Source organism: Phycisphaerae bacterium (assembly GCA_035384605.1).
GTDB lineage: Bacteria > Planctomycetota > Phycisphaerae > UBA1845 > PWPN01 > JAUCQB01.
The window spans coordinates 68,045-86,023 of record DAOOIV010000003.1 but is presented as its reverse complement, the minus strand read 5'-3'; the positions used below and the strand labels follow the sequence as shown (position 1 = coordinate 86,023).

The following is a 17,979-nucleotide window of genomic DNA, read 5'->3' as shown; positions in this document are numbered from 1 at the left end:
CAAACGAGCAGTTCAACCGGCGTCTGCAGCGACTCATGGCCGACCATGATGCCTTGATCGAACGCCCCAATGAAATCGCTCCCGGCGGCAACGGCGTCTTTGATCGTTACAAATACCCCGTGCTCACCGCTGAGCACACGCCGATCTTCTGGCGATACGATCTCGACCCGCAGACCAACCCGCACCTGATGGAACGGCTGGGGATCAATAGTGTGTTCAATCCAGGGGCGATCGAATGGGACGGCCGGATCCTGCTGGTCGCCCGCGTCGAGGGGTGCGATCGCAAGAGCTTCTTCGCCGTTGCGGAGAGCCCGACGGGCGTGGATCGGTTCCGCTTCCGGGACTATCCGGTCGTGCTACCGGAGACTGCTGATCCGGATATCAACGTGTACGACATGCGGCTGACGAAGCATCAGGACGGGTGGATCTACGGTCTGTTCTGCACGGAGCGCAAGGACCCGGGCGCCCCGCGCGGCGATTTGTCCTCCGCAATCGCCCAGTGTGGCATTGCCCGCACACGGGATCTTGAGAGTTGGCAGAGGCTGGATGACCTGCGTACCGCATCGCCCCAGCAGCGCAACGTCGTTCTGCATCCTGAGTTTGTGGACGGCAAATATGCCTTCTATACCCGCCCGCAGGACGGCTTCATCGACACCGGCTCAGGCGGCGGCATCGGTTGGGGGCTGTCGGAGAGCATCGAACATGCGGTCATCGGCCCCGAACGAATCGTGCACGATCGCAAGTACCACACCGTCTACGAGCTCAAGAACGGCCTGGGGCCGGCGCCGATCAAGACGCCGGACGGCTGGCTGCACCTGGCTCATGGCGTGCGAGGAACGGCTGCCGGGCTGCGTTACGTGCTGTATGCGTTCATGACCGCACTTGATGATCCGGCTCGCCTGACCCACGAGCCCGGCGGGTACCTGCTGGCACCGAGCGGTGAGGAACGGGTGGGTGACGTCTCGAACGTGACCTTCTCGTGCGGCTGGGTGGCGAAATCCGACGGGCGGTTGTTCATCTACTACGCCTCCAGCGATACCCGCTGCCACGTGGCAACAACGACGGTTGAGAGACTGGTCGACTATTGCCTTAACACCCCGCCTGATCCGCTCCGTTCTTATGCGTGCGTCCAGCAGCGGATCGAACTCATCCGACGGAATCTGTCCTTGAGGCGGTAACAGGGTTGCCGTGCCTCGATGGGGCCGAACGCTCTTCGCCGTGTCAGGTCCTGGTTACTTGAAGGCGGGCGGGATACTCGACGGTGTTTCGTCGAGATCATCCTTCCATTTGAGCGGCGCGATCGACACCGGTCCGCTCATCCAGCCGGCATGCGTGATGTACCACTTCCCCTCGGCGTCGCGGACGACCTCCGAGGCGTGCGACCGGATCCGTCCGACGCGCTGTTCGATGTCCCAATGGAACGGGTCGCGGGACAGGTAGACATGGGTCCAATCGTTGTCGCATACGAACAGGTAATAGTGCCGGCCTCGCCGGACCACAAAGGGGGATTCGGTGGGCCCGCCGAAGGATCCCGCATTCGGGTGAATGAAGACAACCTTGCGGTCGCCCCAGTGGGTCAGATCCTTGCTGGTGACGCACACGACGGTGTGGTTGCCCCCATCAGGTGTGGTTGTCGCGGTGTAGTACATGATCCATTGGTTCTCCGCCCGCAGGACCATCGGATCGCGCCCATCGAATCCATCCACCACCATCGGATTGTCCGGTGACCGCATCCATGACTTGAGATCCGGCGAGGTCAGCAGATGGATACGGTACTTGTGTGTGTCTTTGTCCCCGGCACAGACGAACATGTAGTAGATCGAGTTGCTTCGAATGACGTGTGGGGCCCAGAGCAGGTATTCCTTGTATTTCTCCCAATCGGCAGTTACGGCCGGCGGCTGAGCCTGCCAGGGGTCTTGCAGCAGCGAAGTCGCGGTTGCGTGAGCAAGCCGCCGCCCGGGATCCTTGAAGAAATCCAGCGGCTTGGGGTGGGTGATGCCAAACAGGTGCCACGTGTTGTCGGGCCCTTGGACGATGGTGTGATCGTTGATGCACCACGGCTCCTCGGCGGCAAAGATTCTCTTGAACTCTCCGGCCTCCACCAGGGTCTTGGGCGAGGGGGCCTCGGTCTGCCGGGCTTTCGCGACATCGATCTGGGGCGGTGAGATCTCCGCAAGCTCGATGTCGGTTTGCCCGTCACCCGCCCGCTTCTCCACGCGGGTCAGCCGGTAGGTGCCGGGCGCCGGCGCCCGCAGCGGTATGGTCCAGGCATCCTTGCCCGCGTAGATGGCGAAGGACCACAGTGTCTTTCCGTCCGGCCCGTCGATAGCGCCCCAATACTCGACGCCGGGATAGCCGATCTTCTCTGACGGCATACGGATGGTGAATGTGGGTTCCGGCGTTTCCGCCGTGGTGAGAACGGCAACCATCATCGTCATAGGAATCGAGAGCATGTCGGTACCTCAATCAGCATGTACACTTGCCATTTCTACTCCGCCTGGCGCGTGGCGTTGCGGTGGTCGAGTTTTGCCTGATCGCCCGAGAGCGCGTTCCTCAGAATCGCCGACACCACGCCATAGATCTCCGTTTTCTGCCTGTTCAGATCAAATGTGTCGTTGACCGGCCAGTGCCTCTGCATGGCCCACGCCCAGTGCGCCCACGGAATCTTGTGCTCTTCGAGGAGACTGCCGACGTCCTTGAGCCACTGCACGTAGCCTGGCGCACCGGTTCTCACGCCCCATTCCCCGCAGAAGACCGGCACCTGATGGCGATCGCGAAAACGGACCGCCGTCGACATCCTCTCGGCCAGGGCCGCTTTGCCCCACTTGCCCGGGTATTCGAGCAGCGGCTCGCTCTCCGGCGACAGCATGTGCGTGTACTCGTGGGGGTAGTAGAAATGGAATGAGTAGATGAGGTTGGGCTCGTCGAGCTTGAGATAGTCGAGGAGTTCTTCGGGGCCCGAATACTGGGCTCCTTCGACGACAATCGGCGTCCGCGGATCCTTTCGGCGAAAGTGGGCGATCACCTCGCGGTACCAAGGGGCCAGTTCCGTCCGGTCCACGTCGTGCGGTTCATTCATCGGCTCCCAGGCGGCGATAAACGGCTCATCCTTCAGTAAGTCGAGGACGTAGTTCCACATGTCCAGGAACTCCTGCTGCAGGTCGGGTGTGTTCCACACATTGCCGCTGCCGGGCCGGCCGCCGGCATGGAACGTATGCAGATTGGGAATCACCCAGAGCCCTTGCGACGTGAACAAGCGCACGTGCCGCTTGAGGAAACGGAGTTGGCGGGGATCGAACCGCCCTGACGGGACATAGCCAAATTGATAGCGCACGCAGTTGGCGCCCAAGTCCTTGATATCGACGACGTCCTGTGCCGTCGGGGGAACCCACCAGAGCAGGTTGAAGCCCCGGAAGTGAATCGGGTTTCCATCAGGCCTCAGAATCTCGGTGCCGCGCACCGAGAGGCGCGCGGGTCTGCCGTCGGCCGGCTGCGATCCGGATGCGGCACACAGTGTCGTGAGCGGGAAGACGAGCAGGACTGCCATGAGGAGCGCGACACGACGACACGAGCGCAGAATATGATCCGCGACAAGACCACTGCCGGCGGTCCGAAGGGCACGATGACAGGAGTGTTCGCGCAACATGAGGAGCTTTCACGAACCGCCGTTGCCGGAATCCGTAGCCTCGGGCTCCACCTCGATCGCCTGGGCACAGGCTTCCGTCTTGTCGCAACCGATGAATCGGATCTCGATCACGCCGTTCTTGGGACTGATGCCGCCGAACCAACGATTGCACGCCCGGAAGATTCCCCCCGCGGCCTCGGCGATCTTCATCTTCTCGATCACCTGCTCATCGTTGACCAACACGCGAAGGATGCTCCTCGTGTTTGTGTCTGCGAAGTGCAGGCCCACACGATACCGGCCCGGGCCGACCGTCAGGTTCACGCAGAATTCCTGGGCATGGACGCCGTAGCGATAGAGTTCCGGGTCCGGCGTGTTACCGATGTACAAGCTCCGGCGATCGGTGAACCACGTGCGGGCGACGGCGTCCACCGAGGCCCCGAGACGTACGACGAACTCGGTTCCAGGCCGCCAGGAACGGCCCTGCGAATCGACGTAGTCGTTTCGGCCCGTGTAACCGAGGATCAGTCTTTGTGCGGTGGTAGGGCCGCCGCCCTCACCGAAATTGCTCTTGCCCGTCGCGGCCGAATACTGGATTCCGTCCACATAGATGCCGGAGCCGGCAGACAGCGGGTTCTTCTCGCCTCTGGCAACGATTCGGATTTCGTGCTTCCCATCGGCCAGTCCTCCCTTGCGGTAGATGAGCTGCTGGTGCCTGGGCTTGGGATTCCAGCAGTCGAGCGGGGCCATCTGCTTCTGCCCGTCGATGTACACATCCGCCAGTCCGCCCTTGTCGTCGACTGTCCCGATCAGACGGAACTGGTTTCCCGTGAATGTGAACGTCAGCGCCGCGCCCGCGTCAGTTGCCACGTGCAGCGAGCCCTCCCGGGCTCCGTCCATCCGAACCGTGCTCCACTGCCCGGTGTATGAGAAGGCATCGTCGTTGGCGACTTCCTGCGGGTCATCACCGCGGACACTGACATTCTTGGCTCCGTCGTGACGGATGCTCACGATGCAGTCGCCGTCGGGCAGTCGTTCAGCCGTAAAGCCGTTTTCCTTCAGGTCGGCGCGTTTTGCCAATGCCTTACCGTCCGCTGATACCGACTGCGGCTCGAAAGCGAGCCGCAAGACATCGATGTTGCCCGCCGGGGCATCGAACGTCGAGTAGCGGACCACACCCTTATCGTAGTTGACAGACGTGACCACGGACTTTGTTCGCATCACGTGGTTTTCGCGGCTGGGGCCGTAGGTTTCGGGACGCCAGGCCATGGCCGCAAGAATCTGGCACAGGGGCCAGGGATGGGCCAGATTGAGCCAGTCGGCCGCTGCGACCACGTTGCCCGCCAGTCCGTCCAGGACGACGCCGTTCTCGCGGCTGTCGTAAGTCGCCATCATGAGCATCCGTCGCCCGACCTCGCGTGCCCACTCGTCTTCGGCCAGCTCTCCGAGCTGTATCAAAGGTGCCGCGTACGTGTATTGGTTATAGGACAACGAAGTTCCGCAACAGACAAACGACTCGGGAAACGCCCACGCGCCGCTGTAGACTTCGCCGCGGGAGGCCGGGTCGACACAATTGCGATTGAAGACAAGCGACAGGATGTTGCGGACGTCGTTCCGCCAATTTGGAAAGGCCTCCGGATGATCCAGGAAGTACCCGCAAATCCAGGAAGCGCCGCCCGAGATCCAGTCGCCCTCGACGTCCCAGTAGTGCCGCCCCCACGCCTCGTTGTCGATCCAGCGGGGCAGAATCTGATCGATCACATAGGCACGCCCGGCATCTCGTGCCTTGACGATCAAGCCGTCCTTGCCTTCGTAGCCCATGTCGATCAGGGCATCAAGAAACTCGGTGATCAACGTCGTGCTGCCGGTAAGCTCATCGGACCAGAGCATATATTCAGGGCTCATATAGCGGCTCCACGGCGGCATCTGCGGATCGGAGAAGTTGCATTTTTCGGCGAAGACGTCGCCCCAGTGCCTGGCGGCTTGCAGGTAGCGTTCGTTGCCCAGAAGCTTGTGCGCCCGCAATACTTCAAGGCCAACGTACGCGCAGAGATCCAACTGATTCGGTACATTGGGATCGGCTTTCCGGTATCCGATGCCCTTGGTGGGGGTGGCGATTGGAAAACTCGGCCAGGCATGGTCCGGGTCGGTGAGGCAATAGTCGAGAATGTAGTCCACGGTAATTGGAACATATACGAAGGCGATTGGGTCACCGCTGTACCGGTAGTACTCCGAGAGGCCGCGAATGATGCTGAACGCCCTCTGGCTCAGGTCGCCGCACATCCACGGTTGCGTCGGCGGAATCGATATCGTGCCGTCGTTGTCGATCTTCCAGTGCGTGTTGTAGACAATATGCGGAGCGGGTATCACGGCCTGACCCGGCTTGGTCCAGGGGTATCGCTTGTAGATATCGACGGCGATCTGCATTCGTTCGTCGAATTGGCCGTTCTGTCCCTGATACCAGGGAGCGATGACGCCGTTGCCATCCTCGACCGTGGGGTGAGCGTAGTACTGTTTGAGAACGTCGGCGGCCCGGGCCGCCCCTGTGACCAGGCAGACCAGTGCCGCGGCCATCAGCATGAGGTCCGGAACGTCTGAGCCAACCGGCTTGAACCCGACGGGCACCGTGGAAGCCGAACGCCTTGCTCGCATGTGTGATCCTCCGCAGAATGTGACCAATATGGTACAGTGCACTACCGCAAAGCCGCCACAAGGAACGGATTGATGAATCGCCTGATACTCGCCTTCGTTGTTCTGGTGTTGCCGCCCCTGGTCTCTGTGGCGAGGGGGCAGGTTGCAAACAGACATTACCCATCAAGCCGCCCTCCGCTCAGGCAGACTCGGTTTGTTGAACTGCCCTTGGGGGCCGTGAAACCGCAGGGCTGGTTGCGCGATCAGCTTCGTATCCAGGCAGAAGGACTCACGGGGCACCTGGACGAATTCTGGCCCGATCTGGCCCGGTCGGCCTGGAAGGGCGGAACGGGCGACGGCTGGGAGCGGGGGCCGTACTATCTCGACGGCCTGGTTCCGCTGGCGTACGAACTGGACGACGCGCGCCTGATCGGCAAGGTCAAGGTGTGGATCGATTGGATTCTGGCGAGCGGGCAGCCGGATGGTTGGTTTGGCCCGGCCCAAAACAAGGACCGTTGGCCGCTCGCCGTTGCCATGAAAGCCCTCACGCAATATCACGAAGCCACGGGCGACGAGCGGGTGATCGCATTGCTTACAAACTACTTCAAATACATCAACCGCACGCCGCCCGACTGGCCCGACACCGAATGGCGCGGAGTGAGGGCCATGGAGAATGTTGTCAGCGCATTCTGGTTGTACAACCGAACCGGCGACGCGGAGATTCTCAAGGCAGCAGACTCGATTCACGCGAGCTGCTTTGACTGGACACCGTTTTTCCTGGACTTCCCCTATACTACAGAGGCCCTGAAGCAGGGGCTCAAATACACACACTTCACGCATGATGTCAACAACGCCATGGCGGTCAAAAACCCGGCTCTGTGGTACCTGCGATCCGGCGACGAGCGCGACCGGCAGGCGACGTTTCGGGGCATTGCAAGCCTGGATGAGCATCACGGGCAGGTCGCCGGCGGGTTCGGCGGTGACGAGCACCTGTCGGGAAAGCGACCGACGCAGGGCACGGAGTTGTGCGGCGTTGTCGAGTATATGTTCTCCATGGAGAAGCTGGTCGAGGTCCTCGGGGACGTTGCCTTCGCCGATCGACTCGAGCGACTGGCGTACAACGCCAACCCCGGTACGTGCATGCCGGATTACTGGGCTCATCAGTTCGACCAGCAGGCCAACCAGGTGCTGTGTACAATCGCCAAGCGGCAATGGAGCCACGGGAACGACGACACATCGAACATATACGGTCTGGAGCCGAACTACGGATGCTGCACGGCCAACATGCACCAAGGCTGGCCGAAATTCGTGTCGCACCTTTGGATGGCCACACACGATCAGGGACTTGCCGCAGTCGCCTACGGACCGTGCAAGGTCACGGCCAAGGTGGCCGAGGGCGAGAAGGTGAGCATTTCCGAGGAAACCGCGTATCCGTTTGACGGGGTCGTTCGACTCGTATTCGAATCGTCTCGCCCCACCCGGTTTCCGCTTCATCTGCGCATTCCTGTCTGGGCGACGGGTGCCCGGGTCGCATGTGGAGGCACGGAGACCCCAGTGGAAGCAGGGCGATTCGCCGTCGTAGACAGGACGTGGGACCCTGGCGAGGCGGTTACGATTTCGCTGCCGATGAAGCTGCGCACCGAGACCCGATACAACAACTCGGTCGCGATCCTCAGGGGGCCGCTCTGCTTCTCGCTCAAAATCGGCGAGCGATATGAGAGGCTGAGATCGCATCATGACAAGTTTCCTGTCAACGACTGGGCGGTCTATCCGACGACGCCCTGGAACTATGGCCTGCTTCTCGATCGCAACAGCCCCGAGCAATCGGTCTCCGTTGTTACCCGGACCGTCGGCAAGATCCCCTTCGCGCAGGGCGTCGCACCCGTGACGCTGAAAGTCAGGGGCAGGGCCATCCCCGGCTGGGACCTGGAGCACAACTCCGCGGGCGATCCGCCTGTGAGTCCCGTGTTCTCAAACGAGCCGATAGTCGATCTGGAACTCATCCCTTATGGCTGCACCCGGCTGAGGATCACCGAATTTCCGACCATCCGGGAATAACGGTGACCGCGCCGCTCACTGCGCGCAGTTTGCGGCGGCAACTTCGTTCGTTCCGCTGTAACACCGCTGAAACAGGCCGTAGTCCGTCTGGTCGACGTCGCCGTCCGCGTCGATGTCTTCCTGCGAGCAGTCCGCTGCGGGAGGGGCATGCGGCCCGCTCAAGCACGGCCGGAAGAGGACGAAGTCGTCTTCATCGACGTCCGTGTCACCGTCGAAGTCGGCCGGGCAGAACGGCGTTTGGCTGGCGAGCCCGTACGAATCAAAGAGCACGTCGTTCACGTCGTAGGCATTCCAGGTCAGGGCATAGCCGTCAACCTCCATCACGCCGTAGTGGTGCAGTGACTGTTTCACCGTGAAGAAGCCCCAGACATAGCCGGTGTAGGTGTCGACGACGTTACCGGCGCCGCCGACGATTACGTACATCACATTGTCGTTCATGCCGCGCAGGTAGGCGTGCGTGTGACCGCTCACGACGACGTCGACCTTATACTGTTCGAATAGCGGCACCCAGTTCTCCCGGACGAAAGCCTCGCCGTTGTATCCGGGACCGTCCCACAAGTCGGTGTAGGGAGGCTTGTGAAAGCTAACCACGCGGAATGAAGCTCGTTGAGCCTCCGTTGAGGCGAGTTCATTTTCGAGCCAGGCAGTCTGCTCGGCGGTCTCAATGTTCGTATCGAGGAAGATGAAGCGGCTGCTTCCATATGTGAAGGCGAACCAGGCCTCGTTGCCCGGAAGCGCGCTGTAGGCGTAGGCCAGAGCGCCTTCACCGTCGTGATTGCCTCTGCAGAACAGGACGGGCGTGGTCTGGGCCAGATTGCCCAGTTGCAGCGGGCCGAACCAATAATCCTGCCACTGGGCGATACTTGCCCCGTCGTTCATCAGATCACCGGCCGCCAGCACGAGGTCGGGCTTGCGTGCGGCCATGTGCGGAACCTGTTGCCGGAAGATCGTGTAGTCCTGCTCATCGGCGAACCAGACTATCCTGATGGGAGTGCCGGGCCGTGGGGCAGTGCGCAGCGTGAACGTCGGTGACGTGGCAGTCCCGCTGCGGACGCGGTACTTGTATACCGTCTCGATCTGCAGGGGCTGAATCGTGGCCGCGTGTACGAAGTGGGTGGCATCGAGCTGCTGAGTCGACACGTTGGCGATCGTGTTCTCTGACACGTCGTTCAGGCCGAAATCGACCCGATTGGGGTTCCCGAAGCTGCTCGTTTCCCAGATGAGATTCATCGCGTCCGGGCGTGCGTCTTGCAGCATCGGCAACTTGGTGATGACCGTGGGTTCGGGCGCGGATCCATAGACTTCGAAGGGTGCGTCGGAGGCGTCCGAGACGGCGGGAAACGCGGCTGCGGAAAGCTTCACGCGATAATCTGCAGAATCACCCAGGTACGGCGAGATGGACCAGTCGAACCGACCGTCAACCATGGGCGCCTGTCCCAGTGGGGCCCGTAGCGAGGCCCCGTCGTACAGTTCGACGTTGACGACGCCGCTCGGGTCCGTCACGGTCCAGGAGACGACCTGTGTGGAGCCGGCCGGCCAGTACTCGCCGCCGTTGGGGCTCACCAGTTGCAGGTTCGTCGGGGCCACCGGAAGGGGTATGCCATTAGCACTGGGGCCGCCGAGCTCGGCGATCTCGGGGGCGGACATGACGTAGTCGCGGAACTGAATGCTGTTCACATAGCCGGTCTTCGTGTCATTGTCGTTGTCTGCGAACAGGAGCAGCCAATCGGGGGCAGTGTTGGTGGAGTAGAGGGACCACCGGCCATCCAGCGAGTCCGCGAGCGACTGGACCCCGACGAGGGAGCCGTTGATGTACTTGGCCATCGTCAGCGTGGTGAGATCGACCGTGACCGCCACGCGATACCACGTGTTTGGCTGGATCGCGCCGTGGTATTGGCCGGCGACTCCGATGCCGTTTGCATTCGGGGTCGTCGTGCCGTTGCCCACGAAGAAGTCGGCATCGTTACCGTTGGTGCGTGAGGTCTGGAGGATCGCCCGCCAGGCATTCGTGCTGGCGGCCGGGTACAGCAGGTCCAGCACGAGCGAGTATTGGTTGATGTAGATGCCGCCGCCGTTGCCGGGGGCGTTGGTGTGCATGACATAACCTTCACTGGGCAGGCAAGCGGGGAACTTCATCACCGACGCAACCGAGCCGGCGATATTGGGAATGCCGAACGAGACGGTTGTGCCGAACTGGGTCTTGGAGGCCGTCGTGCCGCCGTAGTACTCCATCGCCACGCCACTTGTGGCAGAGAGGTCGCCCCCGTCGAAGTCCCACTGGCCGAGGGTCCGCGCGGCAACGGGTCCGGCCGACCATATGAGACAGAGGCAGGCAGTCCAGATCGATATCGTCAGGCGGCCAATACGCTGCACGAGGAACACTCTCCGCGCGGAGACGCCGGCACTTCGCGCAAACAAAGTGCCGGGCGGCAGCCGAACGCTCCCGCCCGGCACGAACAGACTAACCTTTTCCTGATCCAGGCGCCGCTCCAAGCCGGTCGAACCTGAACAGAAGGTGCGGCGATGTCAGCTTCATGCCCGACGACGTCGCAGCAGCGGAAGGCCGCCCAGCAGCAAACCCAGCGTGGCCGGTTCCGGAATCTCCAGCGGCGTCGGCATATCGGCACCGTCGATCCATCCGCCCATTCCAGCAACTTCGGCGCTGGTCAGAGCGCGATTCCACACCGCCACTGTACCCACGAGGCCCCAACCATCTTCCCAACTGTCGTCCGCGAAGAGATGGAACCTGTCGGGATACAGAGAGAACCTGCCATCGATCGGCTGGGGTGTGCCGTCGAGGAAGAGGACGCCGTCAACATAGACCCGGAAGAAGCTGCCGTTGTCGATGGACCACACGATCCTGTGCCATTTCGACGCATCATAAGTCAGTGTCGAGTAGCCGGCTGCACCGATACCGATGTGACCGGCGCCGTCGGTAAACAGGTCGCCGTCACTATCGTTGCCGCCCCATGAGGTCTGGAACAAGCTGTTCCAGCCGGTGAGGCCGCTGGTCTGCACGTAATCAATGGCAACGGTGTACTCATTCACATAGCTGCCGCCGCCGTTGGGGGTGAAGCTGGGGTTGACCGTAAGGTAGTCCCAACTGCGCTCCTGAGCGATGCCGTTGTCGCTGAGCCCGGGCTCAATAACGGTCCAAGGACCTACCATCCATGCGCTGTTGTCGGGGTGGCTGCTCGTCATGTCGACGCCAATGGTCGCTTTCATTGTCGCCCGCTGTGTGACCGGGTCCCTGGCTTCGAACCGCCACAGACCGGTAACGCCCGGCGGGACGTTGGGCACGGCATTGGCGGCACCCGCCGCCACAAGCACTGCCAGAACTGAAACAAACCAGATAGAATTTTTCACGTTTTCTCCTCCATTCATTGTGTTCTCTAATCCAAGCGTAAGACCTGCCGGCCGACGACGGCCGACCGCTCTCGCCAATCCTCACATTTCCCATTGTATTCCGGCGTTGTCCCGCGAGGCAACCTGAACCCCAGCCGCGATGGTTTAGCGGACTTTGTGCCCCCGCGAGTTTCTTTGCACCTCCCCTCTGCGGATAGGTCACCTCATCCTGAGCATTTCACCTGTCAAGCCGGGACTCCGTGACACTATCACTGTTTCGCGCGTCGTAGAAGCGGGTCCCAATACTGCAGGAATTTGTTCGGCGAACCTGCCGGCGGGTTGATGGTGCCCGCCCTGCGATACTCCGTGTGGCCGTCGTTGAAAACGATGTTGCCGCCTTTCTGATGTCTCCTGACGTTGACACCCTCGCCCGTCCCGCCGGTGTCGCCGTCGACGAAAGGCCACCACAACTGCCCACCGAACAACCTGTCATTCTTCGGATTGGCATCCGCGAGCAGAATATTGAGAGACGGGCTTTTGACGCGACTCTCCGAAAACCACGGATGACTCCGAAGGCCGGCATATTCTTCATAGCCGCCATTGGTCGCATGATTCCAAAGCCCAAGGAACCACGCGTTGTAACCGTATCCGATGTCCAGCCGGTTGTAGGCCCATGACCAGACAATACCCGAGTCTTCTTGCGTGTGGTTTGCCAGCGTCGGACAGTGAGGTATCTCCGGAGACTTCGTGTATCGCTCCAACTGCTGAAACCACGCCCACTCTCCGAGGTCGTCCCGGCCCTTTGTGCCTGCCTGGACCTTGGTGCGGTGCGGAGGGAATATGCCCTTGTGGTCCGAAAGGTAGAAAACAATGGCATGCTGGAGTTGCCTCAGATTATTCTGGCAGACCACCCGTCTCGACTGTTCGCGAGCTTTGGACAGCGACGGGAGCAGGATCGCTATCAGCAACGCGATGATCGAGACCACCACGAGCACTTCGATCAGCGTGAAACCCGGCTGCCGAACCGGGTTCCCGCCCCGGCGAGCCGGCCTTGCCCCTCGCCGTACAACCAAGCTGTCCACCGACATCGTTCTTGGACACGGCATCCTTTGAGATCTCCGAAACTGCGTTGGCATGCAGCAAACGATCCCTCGCTGCCCTCGCGGCAGCACCCAAGGCGATCGCTGCCTCATGCCTGCTGCCTGTACCGCATGATAGCGGTAGTATCGGCGGCTCGTGAATATCATTTTGCGCAAAAGCCTTGTCGGTTTGCGCCGGACCTCTGCCATGCAGCATCGAGGGCAGGCTTACGGCGGACTTCTTGGCATTTTCACACCTCTCTCAACCGAGAATCCGCGCTGGAAGTCTCCCGCCGGTTTTGCCACAGGCTCACCGTGTTCCTGCATTGCCTCGTTTTGGGTGTGCGGTGAATCAGGGCTGATACCTTCTGACACTGCTGGTGACAGCCTTGGACGACGATCGCGGAATCCATTCAAGCCGTATGTGAAGTCGCCTTGGTTGCGCATTTGCACCACGGAGCTGATAACTACTCCGGCTTGTCAAGGAATTTGGAGGAACTTGACGATTCCGCGCTGGACATGATCCTGGGCGAGACCGATAATGGCGGATACAGTATAGTAGCACCTCCATTCGCGTCAGGTGAATTCGGTTGTCTCTGCTGCTGTCTTCTGCGATACGTGCCGGAATGGAGTGTCTGGGGAATCCATTCATGACCCGAGCTCGTCGAGTTGCACTGTTGATCGGCCAGGACATCGGTTTTTGCCGTCGGGTTTTGCAGGGGGTCCACGACTACGCCATCACCCGAGGTTGGGTTTTTCATGACGCCCGTGCAGACATTCGAGCCCTCCGCCCCATGCGGATGTGGAAGCCCGACGGTGTGATCTGTAGCGTGTTCGACGAGGACGTTGCGCGGAGGCTGGCCTGCTGCCATGTGCCGGTCGTGAACACATCGAGTATGATCACCACCTGGAAAGGCCCGCTGGTGGACGTGGATCACCTCGAAGTTGGACGTTTGGCAGCCGAACACCTTCTCGACCGCGGATTCCGAAACTTCGGTTTTCTGGGAAGCGCCGACGGAGGATGTTCCATGGGGCGGGCTGCGGGCTTCAGCAAACGTCTGGCCCAGGCAGGGTTCACGCCCTTCGTGTGTCACGCGGAGTACCGACCTGTTCCGGTTCTGGACGCAAGCTGGCAAGGACTCAGCCGGTCGGTCCAAAGCTGGCTGCTCAGGCTGCCCAAGCCTGTTGGGGTTCTGGCATCCCACGACAAGCCCGGCCGGGACTTGGTGGACACGTGCCATCAACTGGGCCTTCGGGTCCCGGATGAAGTCGCGGTCGTGGGGGTTGACGACGACGAATTCGAATGCCGGCTGTGTCATCCGCCGTTGTCCAGCGTACACAATCCCGGAGTGCAGATCGGATATGAAGCGGCGAGACTGCTGGACCGGCTGCTCTCGGGCGAATCTCCCAGGCAATTGCGCCTGAGCATTCCACCGACCCACGTGGTTGCCCGCCAATCCACCGAAACCACAGCGGTGGAAGACCCCGACGTGGCCGCCGCGCTCATCTGGATCCGCGACCACCTCTCGGAGGACATCAGCGTGGACGGGGTCGTCGAGGCAATCGGAACCTGCCGTCGGACGCTGGAACGGCGGTTCCGGGCCGCAGTCGGCGATTCCATCCTGGAGAAGATCCGGAGGATGAGAATCGAAAAAGCCAAGCATCTCCTCGCCGAAACGGACCTGAAGCTATCGGTCATTGCCCAGCAGTGCGGTATCGGGAGCGCTGCGCGCCTGACGGTGCTCTTCAAACAGGTGACAGGATATCAGCCGTCACTCTTCCGGCGCACGGCCGCCAATAGGTCGAACCACCGCGAGTAGTCATGCGCCTCCCGCTGAACGCGATGACGCAAAAAGGCAATGGACTGTCGCAAACGGGTATGTTGCTTTCGACGGATGCTTGTTAGAGTACGGGATAGAAGATCCGCATTCCCGGTTTACTTATGGAGGGAACGGGAGAGGGGCGTCCGAAAACCGCGCGAGAATCACGGTGGCCGGCCGGTGGCAAGGCCGAATTCGCTCCATCTCTCGGTGTCGCGGGTTTTGATCGATAACAAGAACCGAGCAGTTGTGTACGAAGCGGTTTCTCCTCCCGCTTCCCTTTGTATGGAGGGTCTGTGATGATTTGCAGGAATCTGCTTGCAGCGGTGACACTCATTGCCATTCTGGGATTGCCGCCGGCCTTCGCCGGCTTGAGCGAGTATCAGGACGCGGTCCATGCCGAGCCGAGCTTGATCAGCTACTTCACCTTCGACGCGGACTCGGGAACCGCCGCAGCGGATACTTGCACGACGGCCTTACCCAACCCCACCGGCGCGCTGCAAGGGACGGCGACCTTCACCCCGACCGGTGAGGGCTTCGGCGGAGCCGGCAAAGCATTGTCGCTTACGGGGGCGGGCTGGGTCAACTTCGGCGCGGTTGCGGAATTCGCCTTCGGTGGTCAGTCAGCGGAGTTGGCCACGCCCGGCACGGTGGAGATGTGGGTTCGCCCGAGCTGGGATCCGTTGACGCCGCCGAGCTACAATCCGGCGCTGGCGTCCGTGCGCGAGGTCACGCCGGGCAATGATCCCAACCCTTATACCCGCTGGAGTATGCACCTCGAAAAGACCAGACTCGGCTGGGGCGTTTTCGGGGGGATTATGGGCTATCACCCGGAGTACTGGAACTTCCGGCCGGACCAGTGGTATCACGTTGCGTTCGTGTTTACCCCTAACTACCAGAACAACACGAACTATCCCACGACCCGGGTCTTCGTCAACGGCATCTTGCTGGGCGACTTCTGGGGATACCTCGGTGCGAAAACCGACGCGCCGTTCCAGATCGGTGCAGCCGACCCGAACGGCGGCAGTGCTTTCATCGGCCTGATCGACGAAGTAGCCGTCTACTCGACCTGGTTGAGCGACTCTGCCATTGCCCAGCATTACCTGGCGGCGGTCGGGGTGGCCCCGCCCACAACGCCGCTGCCCAGCCGGGCGGCCTACGGGGCCCAAGTCATGGCTGATGCTCCGATAGGCTACTACAGCTTCGAAGGCGACACCATCTCCGTGACGGACAACTCGGGTAACGGTCGCCATGGCACGCTGGTCGAGCCCGCCAAGCTGCGCTGGACCTCGGGTTTCGGCGGCGGACAGGCCCTGGCTTTCGACAACAGCGGCAGCAGCGGCGGCATGGTGAGTATGGGTGCTGTCGAGGACTTCACGTTCGCCGATGGCACGGGCACAGTGGAGGCCTGGGTCGCCCCGGCGCCGGGCATCAAGTATCGGAGCGACAACTTCAGTTGGCCGTTCGGCAACTACCGACCCGGTATCGCGTCGTGCGCCGACGATTACTGGCATCCCTATTATGCCCTCGAAATGCGAACCAGCGATGCGACCATAGGCGTCGAGAACGTCCCGGAATGGTACGTGAACGGGCCCATTCCCGGCGGGTTGCCCGAGGACGAACACTGGTTCCATGTGGTAGCGGTGTTCAATGCCGGCAAGTTGGATTATTACGTCAACGGTCTGCAGGTCATCAACCAGGCTGACTTCCAACTGCTGCCGCCCGATGGTTTCCTGGGCAACTTCCAGATCGGCGCCATTGACCCGCAGGGTGACTGGGGCTTCCCGGGCAAGATCGACGAAGTGGCTGTCTACGACGCGGCCCTGTCGCCCGAGCGGATCGCCGCCCACTATTCCTCGGTCGCCATGACCTTCGACATTCATGAGATCGAATTCCTTGACCCCACGAACCTGACTCCGGTGGACGTCACCCTGTCGGCCCCTTCGGGCCAGAGTTCCAGCGGGCTCGAGCTCACGTTCTCCTACAATCCGGCGATCATCACGGTGACGGTGCCGGCGCTGAGCCTGACGCTCACGCCGGGCGTGGCGTATCCCATTCCTGACGGCACCACCAGTGCAGTGCTGAGGGTAAGTCCGGTGAGCGGAGGCTACGGCACAACAATGTTAACCGCCACGCCGAATGCCGCGTCCGGCTGGCTGGCCGGCGACAGCATCCAGATCCAGTCGAGCCTGGTCATTGTGGGCGGCATGTACGTCAACGACCATTTCGATGACAACGCCGTTGGAACGAACGTGAACGGCGTCGGCGGCGGCTGGTATGTACCATACCAGGCCAAAGGAGCTCCATCGGAGTCGGACAGTTCCCTGAAGATTCTTAACAACTCGGGCTGGTACGCATGGACGGGAATCGCCTCCAAGTCCGCGGGTGAATTTCCCTTCATGAACGAGGATGGCATCCGTATCGAGTGGGTGATCAACTACGTTCAGCTTACGGCCGCCGGCGGTGCCAGCGGCGCGCCGAACTCTGACGGCGCGGAATGCTTCCACGAACTCGGTGTCATCTCCGCAAACGCAGAGAATAATCAATGGAACGAGCTTTACCGGAACACGAAAGGCGGCCTCTACGTAAACCTGTTCTACAGCGGATACGTCGATTCGCCTACCGAGAACATCACCGTGAAGGGCAGCATCCGCGTGGTAAACTCCAACCACCCGGAGGCCCGCAGTGACGAGGGGGCCAACGGCCTCGAAACGCCCGTGGTCTTCGAATTGACGAACGTGCATTCGATCACCCCTGCCAAGCCGCTGGTGGTCACGATCGAACTCGACCAGGACGGCTGGAAGGTCGGCTTTCCCCAGAACGCCGGCGCGGTCTACAGCGTCTGGCCCACGGGGACCTCGCGTCCGGGCCTCACCATTGACGACGTCTCGGGCAAGGTCCTCGGTGGCTGGGATGCCAACACGCTGGGAGCCGGCTTGGCCGGCGCGGCCATCACCAACGAGTTCGACAACGGTGCTTTCCTCTTCGCAGCGTTCCACAACATCGTCGACGGCAACGGGCAGGGCTGGATCGATAGCGTCAAAGCCTGCGTCGGCTGCCCGCTGGCGACGGACTGCCCCAACCCATTTGCCGATGCTGACGGGGACGGCGACGTGGATCAGGCGGACTTTGCCCAACTCCAGGCCTGTTTCACGGGAACAGGAGGCGGCATTCCTCGTGGCTGCGGATGCCTCGACCACGACGGGAGCGGCAGCATCGACTTGCCCGACCTCGACGCGTTCGAGATCTGCGCGAGCGGCGCGGGTGTTCCGGCAGCCAAGGCCTGCGACGATGAGTAGCGGCGCCCGGTGCAGCGGCCTGATTTGCAGGCGGCCCGGCCAAGGCGACTTAACCTCTTCGGTTTCCGTCGTCGTGACAGGTGTACGTTCTGGGTGAATGCTCCGGTTTCGGCCAAAGGCCGCCT

The 17,979-nt window shown here is 61.6% G+C and carries 10 protein-coding genes; 4 read left to right on the top strand and 6 right to left on the bottom strand.

The window, feature by feature from the left end:
• Positions 1–35 precede the first annotated feature (35 nt).
• Positions 36–1,178, top strand: a complete 1,143-nt coding sequence (locus PLL20_01560) for a glycosidase (GenBank protein ID HPD28652.1) — start codon at positions 36–38, stop codon at positions 1,176–1,178.
• Positions 1,179–1,232: 54 nt separating this feature from the next.
• On the opposite strand, the gene PLL20_01555 is transcribed toward PLL20_01560, so the two are convergent.
• The 3 genes from PLL20_01555 to PLL20_01545 form a co-directional block, all read right to left on the bottom strand.
• The gene (locus PLL20_01555) at positions 1,233–2,453 is read right to left on the bottom strand and encodes a glycosyl hydrolase family 32 (GenBank protein HPD28651.1); all 1,221 of its coding nucleotides are present in this window, start codon (positions 2,451–2,453) and stop codon (positions 1,233–1,235) included.
• A gap of 35 nt (positions 2,454–2,488) precedes the next feature.
• Complete coding sequence (locus tag PLL20_01550) at positions 2,489–3,547, bottom strand: cellulase family glycosylhydrolase (GenBank protein ID HPD28650.1); 1,059 nt, start codon at positions 3,545–3,547, stop codon at positions 2,489–2,491.
• A 108-nt stretch (positions 3,548–3,655) separates the two neighbouring features.
• Entirely contained in the window at positions 3,656–6,274 is a 2,619-nt protein-coding gene (locus PLL20_01545; GenBank protein ID HPD28649.1) for a malectin domain-containing carbohydrate-binding protein, read from the bottom strand.
• A gap of 72 nt (positions 6,275–6,346) precedes the next feature.
• On the opposite strand from PLL20_01545, the gene PLL20_01540 reads away from it, so the two are divergent.
• Positions 6,347–8,311, top strand: a complete 1,965-nt coding sequence (locus PLL20_01540; GenBank protein HPD28648.1) for a glycoside hydrolase family 127 protein — start codon at positions 6,347–6,349, stop codon at positions 8,309–8,311.
• 15 nt (positions 8,312–8,326) lie between these two features.
• Here the strand turns inward: PLL20_01540 and PLL20_01535 are convergent, their stop codons facing one another.
• The 3 genes from PLL20_01535 to PLL20_01525 all read right to left on the bottom strand — a co-directional run bounded on the left by PLL20_01535 (position 8,327) and on the right by PLL20_01525 (position 12,762).
• Complete coding sequence (locus PLL20_01535; GenBank protein ID HPD28647.1) at positions 8,327–10,684, bottom strand: metallophosphoesterase; 2,358 nt, start codon at positions 10,682–10,684, stop codon at positions 8,327–8,329.
• A 159-nt stretch (positions 10,685–10,843) separates the two neighbouring features.
• A complete protein-coding gene (locus PLL20_01530) occupies positions 10,844–11,677 on the bottom strand; it encodes a hypothetical protein (GenBank protein ID HPD28646.1) in 834 nt (277 codons plus the stop codon).
• Between the two features lie 248 nt (positions 11,678–11,925).
• Positions 11,926–12,762 (bottom strand): DUF1559 domain-containing protein, encoded by an 837-nt coding sequence (locus PLL20_01525; GenBank protein ID HPD28645.1) that lies wholly within the window; start codon positions 12,760–12,762, stop codon positions 11,926–11,928.
• 623 nt (positions 12,763–13,385) lie between these two features.
• Here PLL20_01525 and PLL20_01520 point away from each other — a divergent pair.
• Both PLL20_01520 and PLL20_01515 read left to right on the top strand, forming a co-directional pair.
• A complete protein-coding gene (locus PLL20_01520; protein HPD28644.1) occupies positions 13,386–14,555 on the top strand; it encodes a DNA-binding transcriptional regulator in 1,170 nt (389 codons plus the stop codon).
• 299 nt (positions 14,556–14,854) lie between these two features.
• A complete protein-coding gene (locus PLL20_01515) occupies positions 14,855–17,854 on the top strand; it encodes a LamG domain-containing protein (GenBank protein ID HPD28643.1) in 3,000 nt (999 codons plus the stop codon).
• The last annotated feature ends 125 nt before the right edge of the window (positions 17,855–17,979 follow it).

What these genes read in the sequence shown, in the direction of transcription:
- PLL20_01515 (HPD28643.1), top strand. Translation starts at nt 14,855, where the DNA reads ATGATTTGCAGGAATCTGCTTGCAGCGGTGACACTCATTGCCATTCTG.
- PLL20_01550 (HPD28650.1), bottom strand. Translation starts at nt 3,547, where the DNA reads ATGGCAGTCCTGCTCGTCTTCCCGCTCACGACACTGTGTGCCGCATCC.
- PLL20_01520 (HPD28644.1), top strand. Translation starts at nt 13,386, where the DNA reads ATGACCCGAGCTCGTCGAGTTGCACTGTTGATCGGCCAGGACATCGGT.
- PLL20_01525 (HPD28645.1), bottom strand. Translation starts at nt 12,762, where the DNA reads ATGCCGTGTCCAAGAACGATGTCGGTGGACAGCTTGGTTGTACGGCGA.
- PLL20_01560 (HPD28652.1), top strand. Translation starts at nt 36, where the DNA reads ATGGCCGACCATGATGCCTTGATCGAACGCCCCAATGAAATCGCTCCC.
- PLL20_01545 (HPD28649.1), bottom strand. Translation starts at nt 6,274, where the DNA reads ATGCGAGCAAGGCGTTCGGCTTCCACGGTGCCCGTCGGGTTCAAGCCG.
- PLL20_01540 (HPD28648.1), top strand. Translation starts at nt 6,347, where the DNA reads ATGAATCGCCTGATACTCGCCTTCGTTGTTCTGGTGTTGCCGCCCCTG.
- PLL20_01555 (HPD28651.1), bottom strand. Translation starts at nt 2,453, where the DNA reads ATGCTCTCGATTCCTATGACGATGATGGTTGCCGTTCTCACCACGGCG.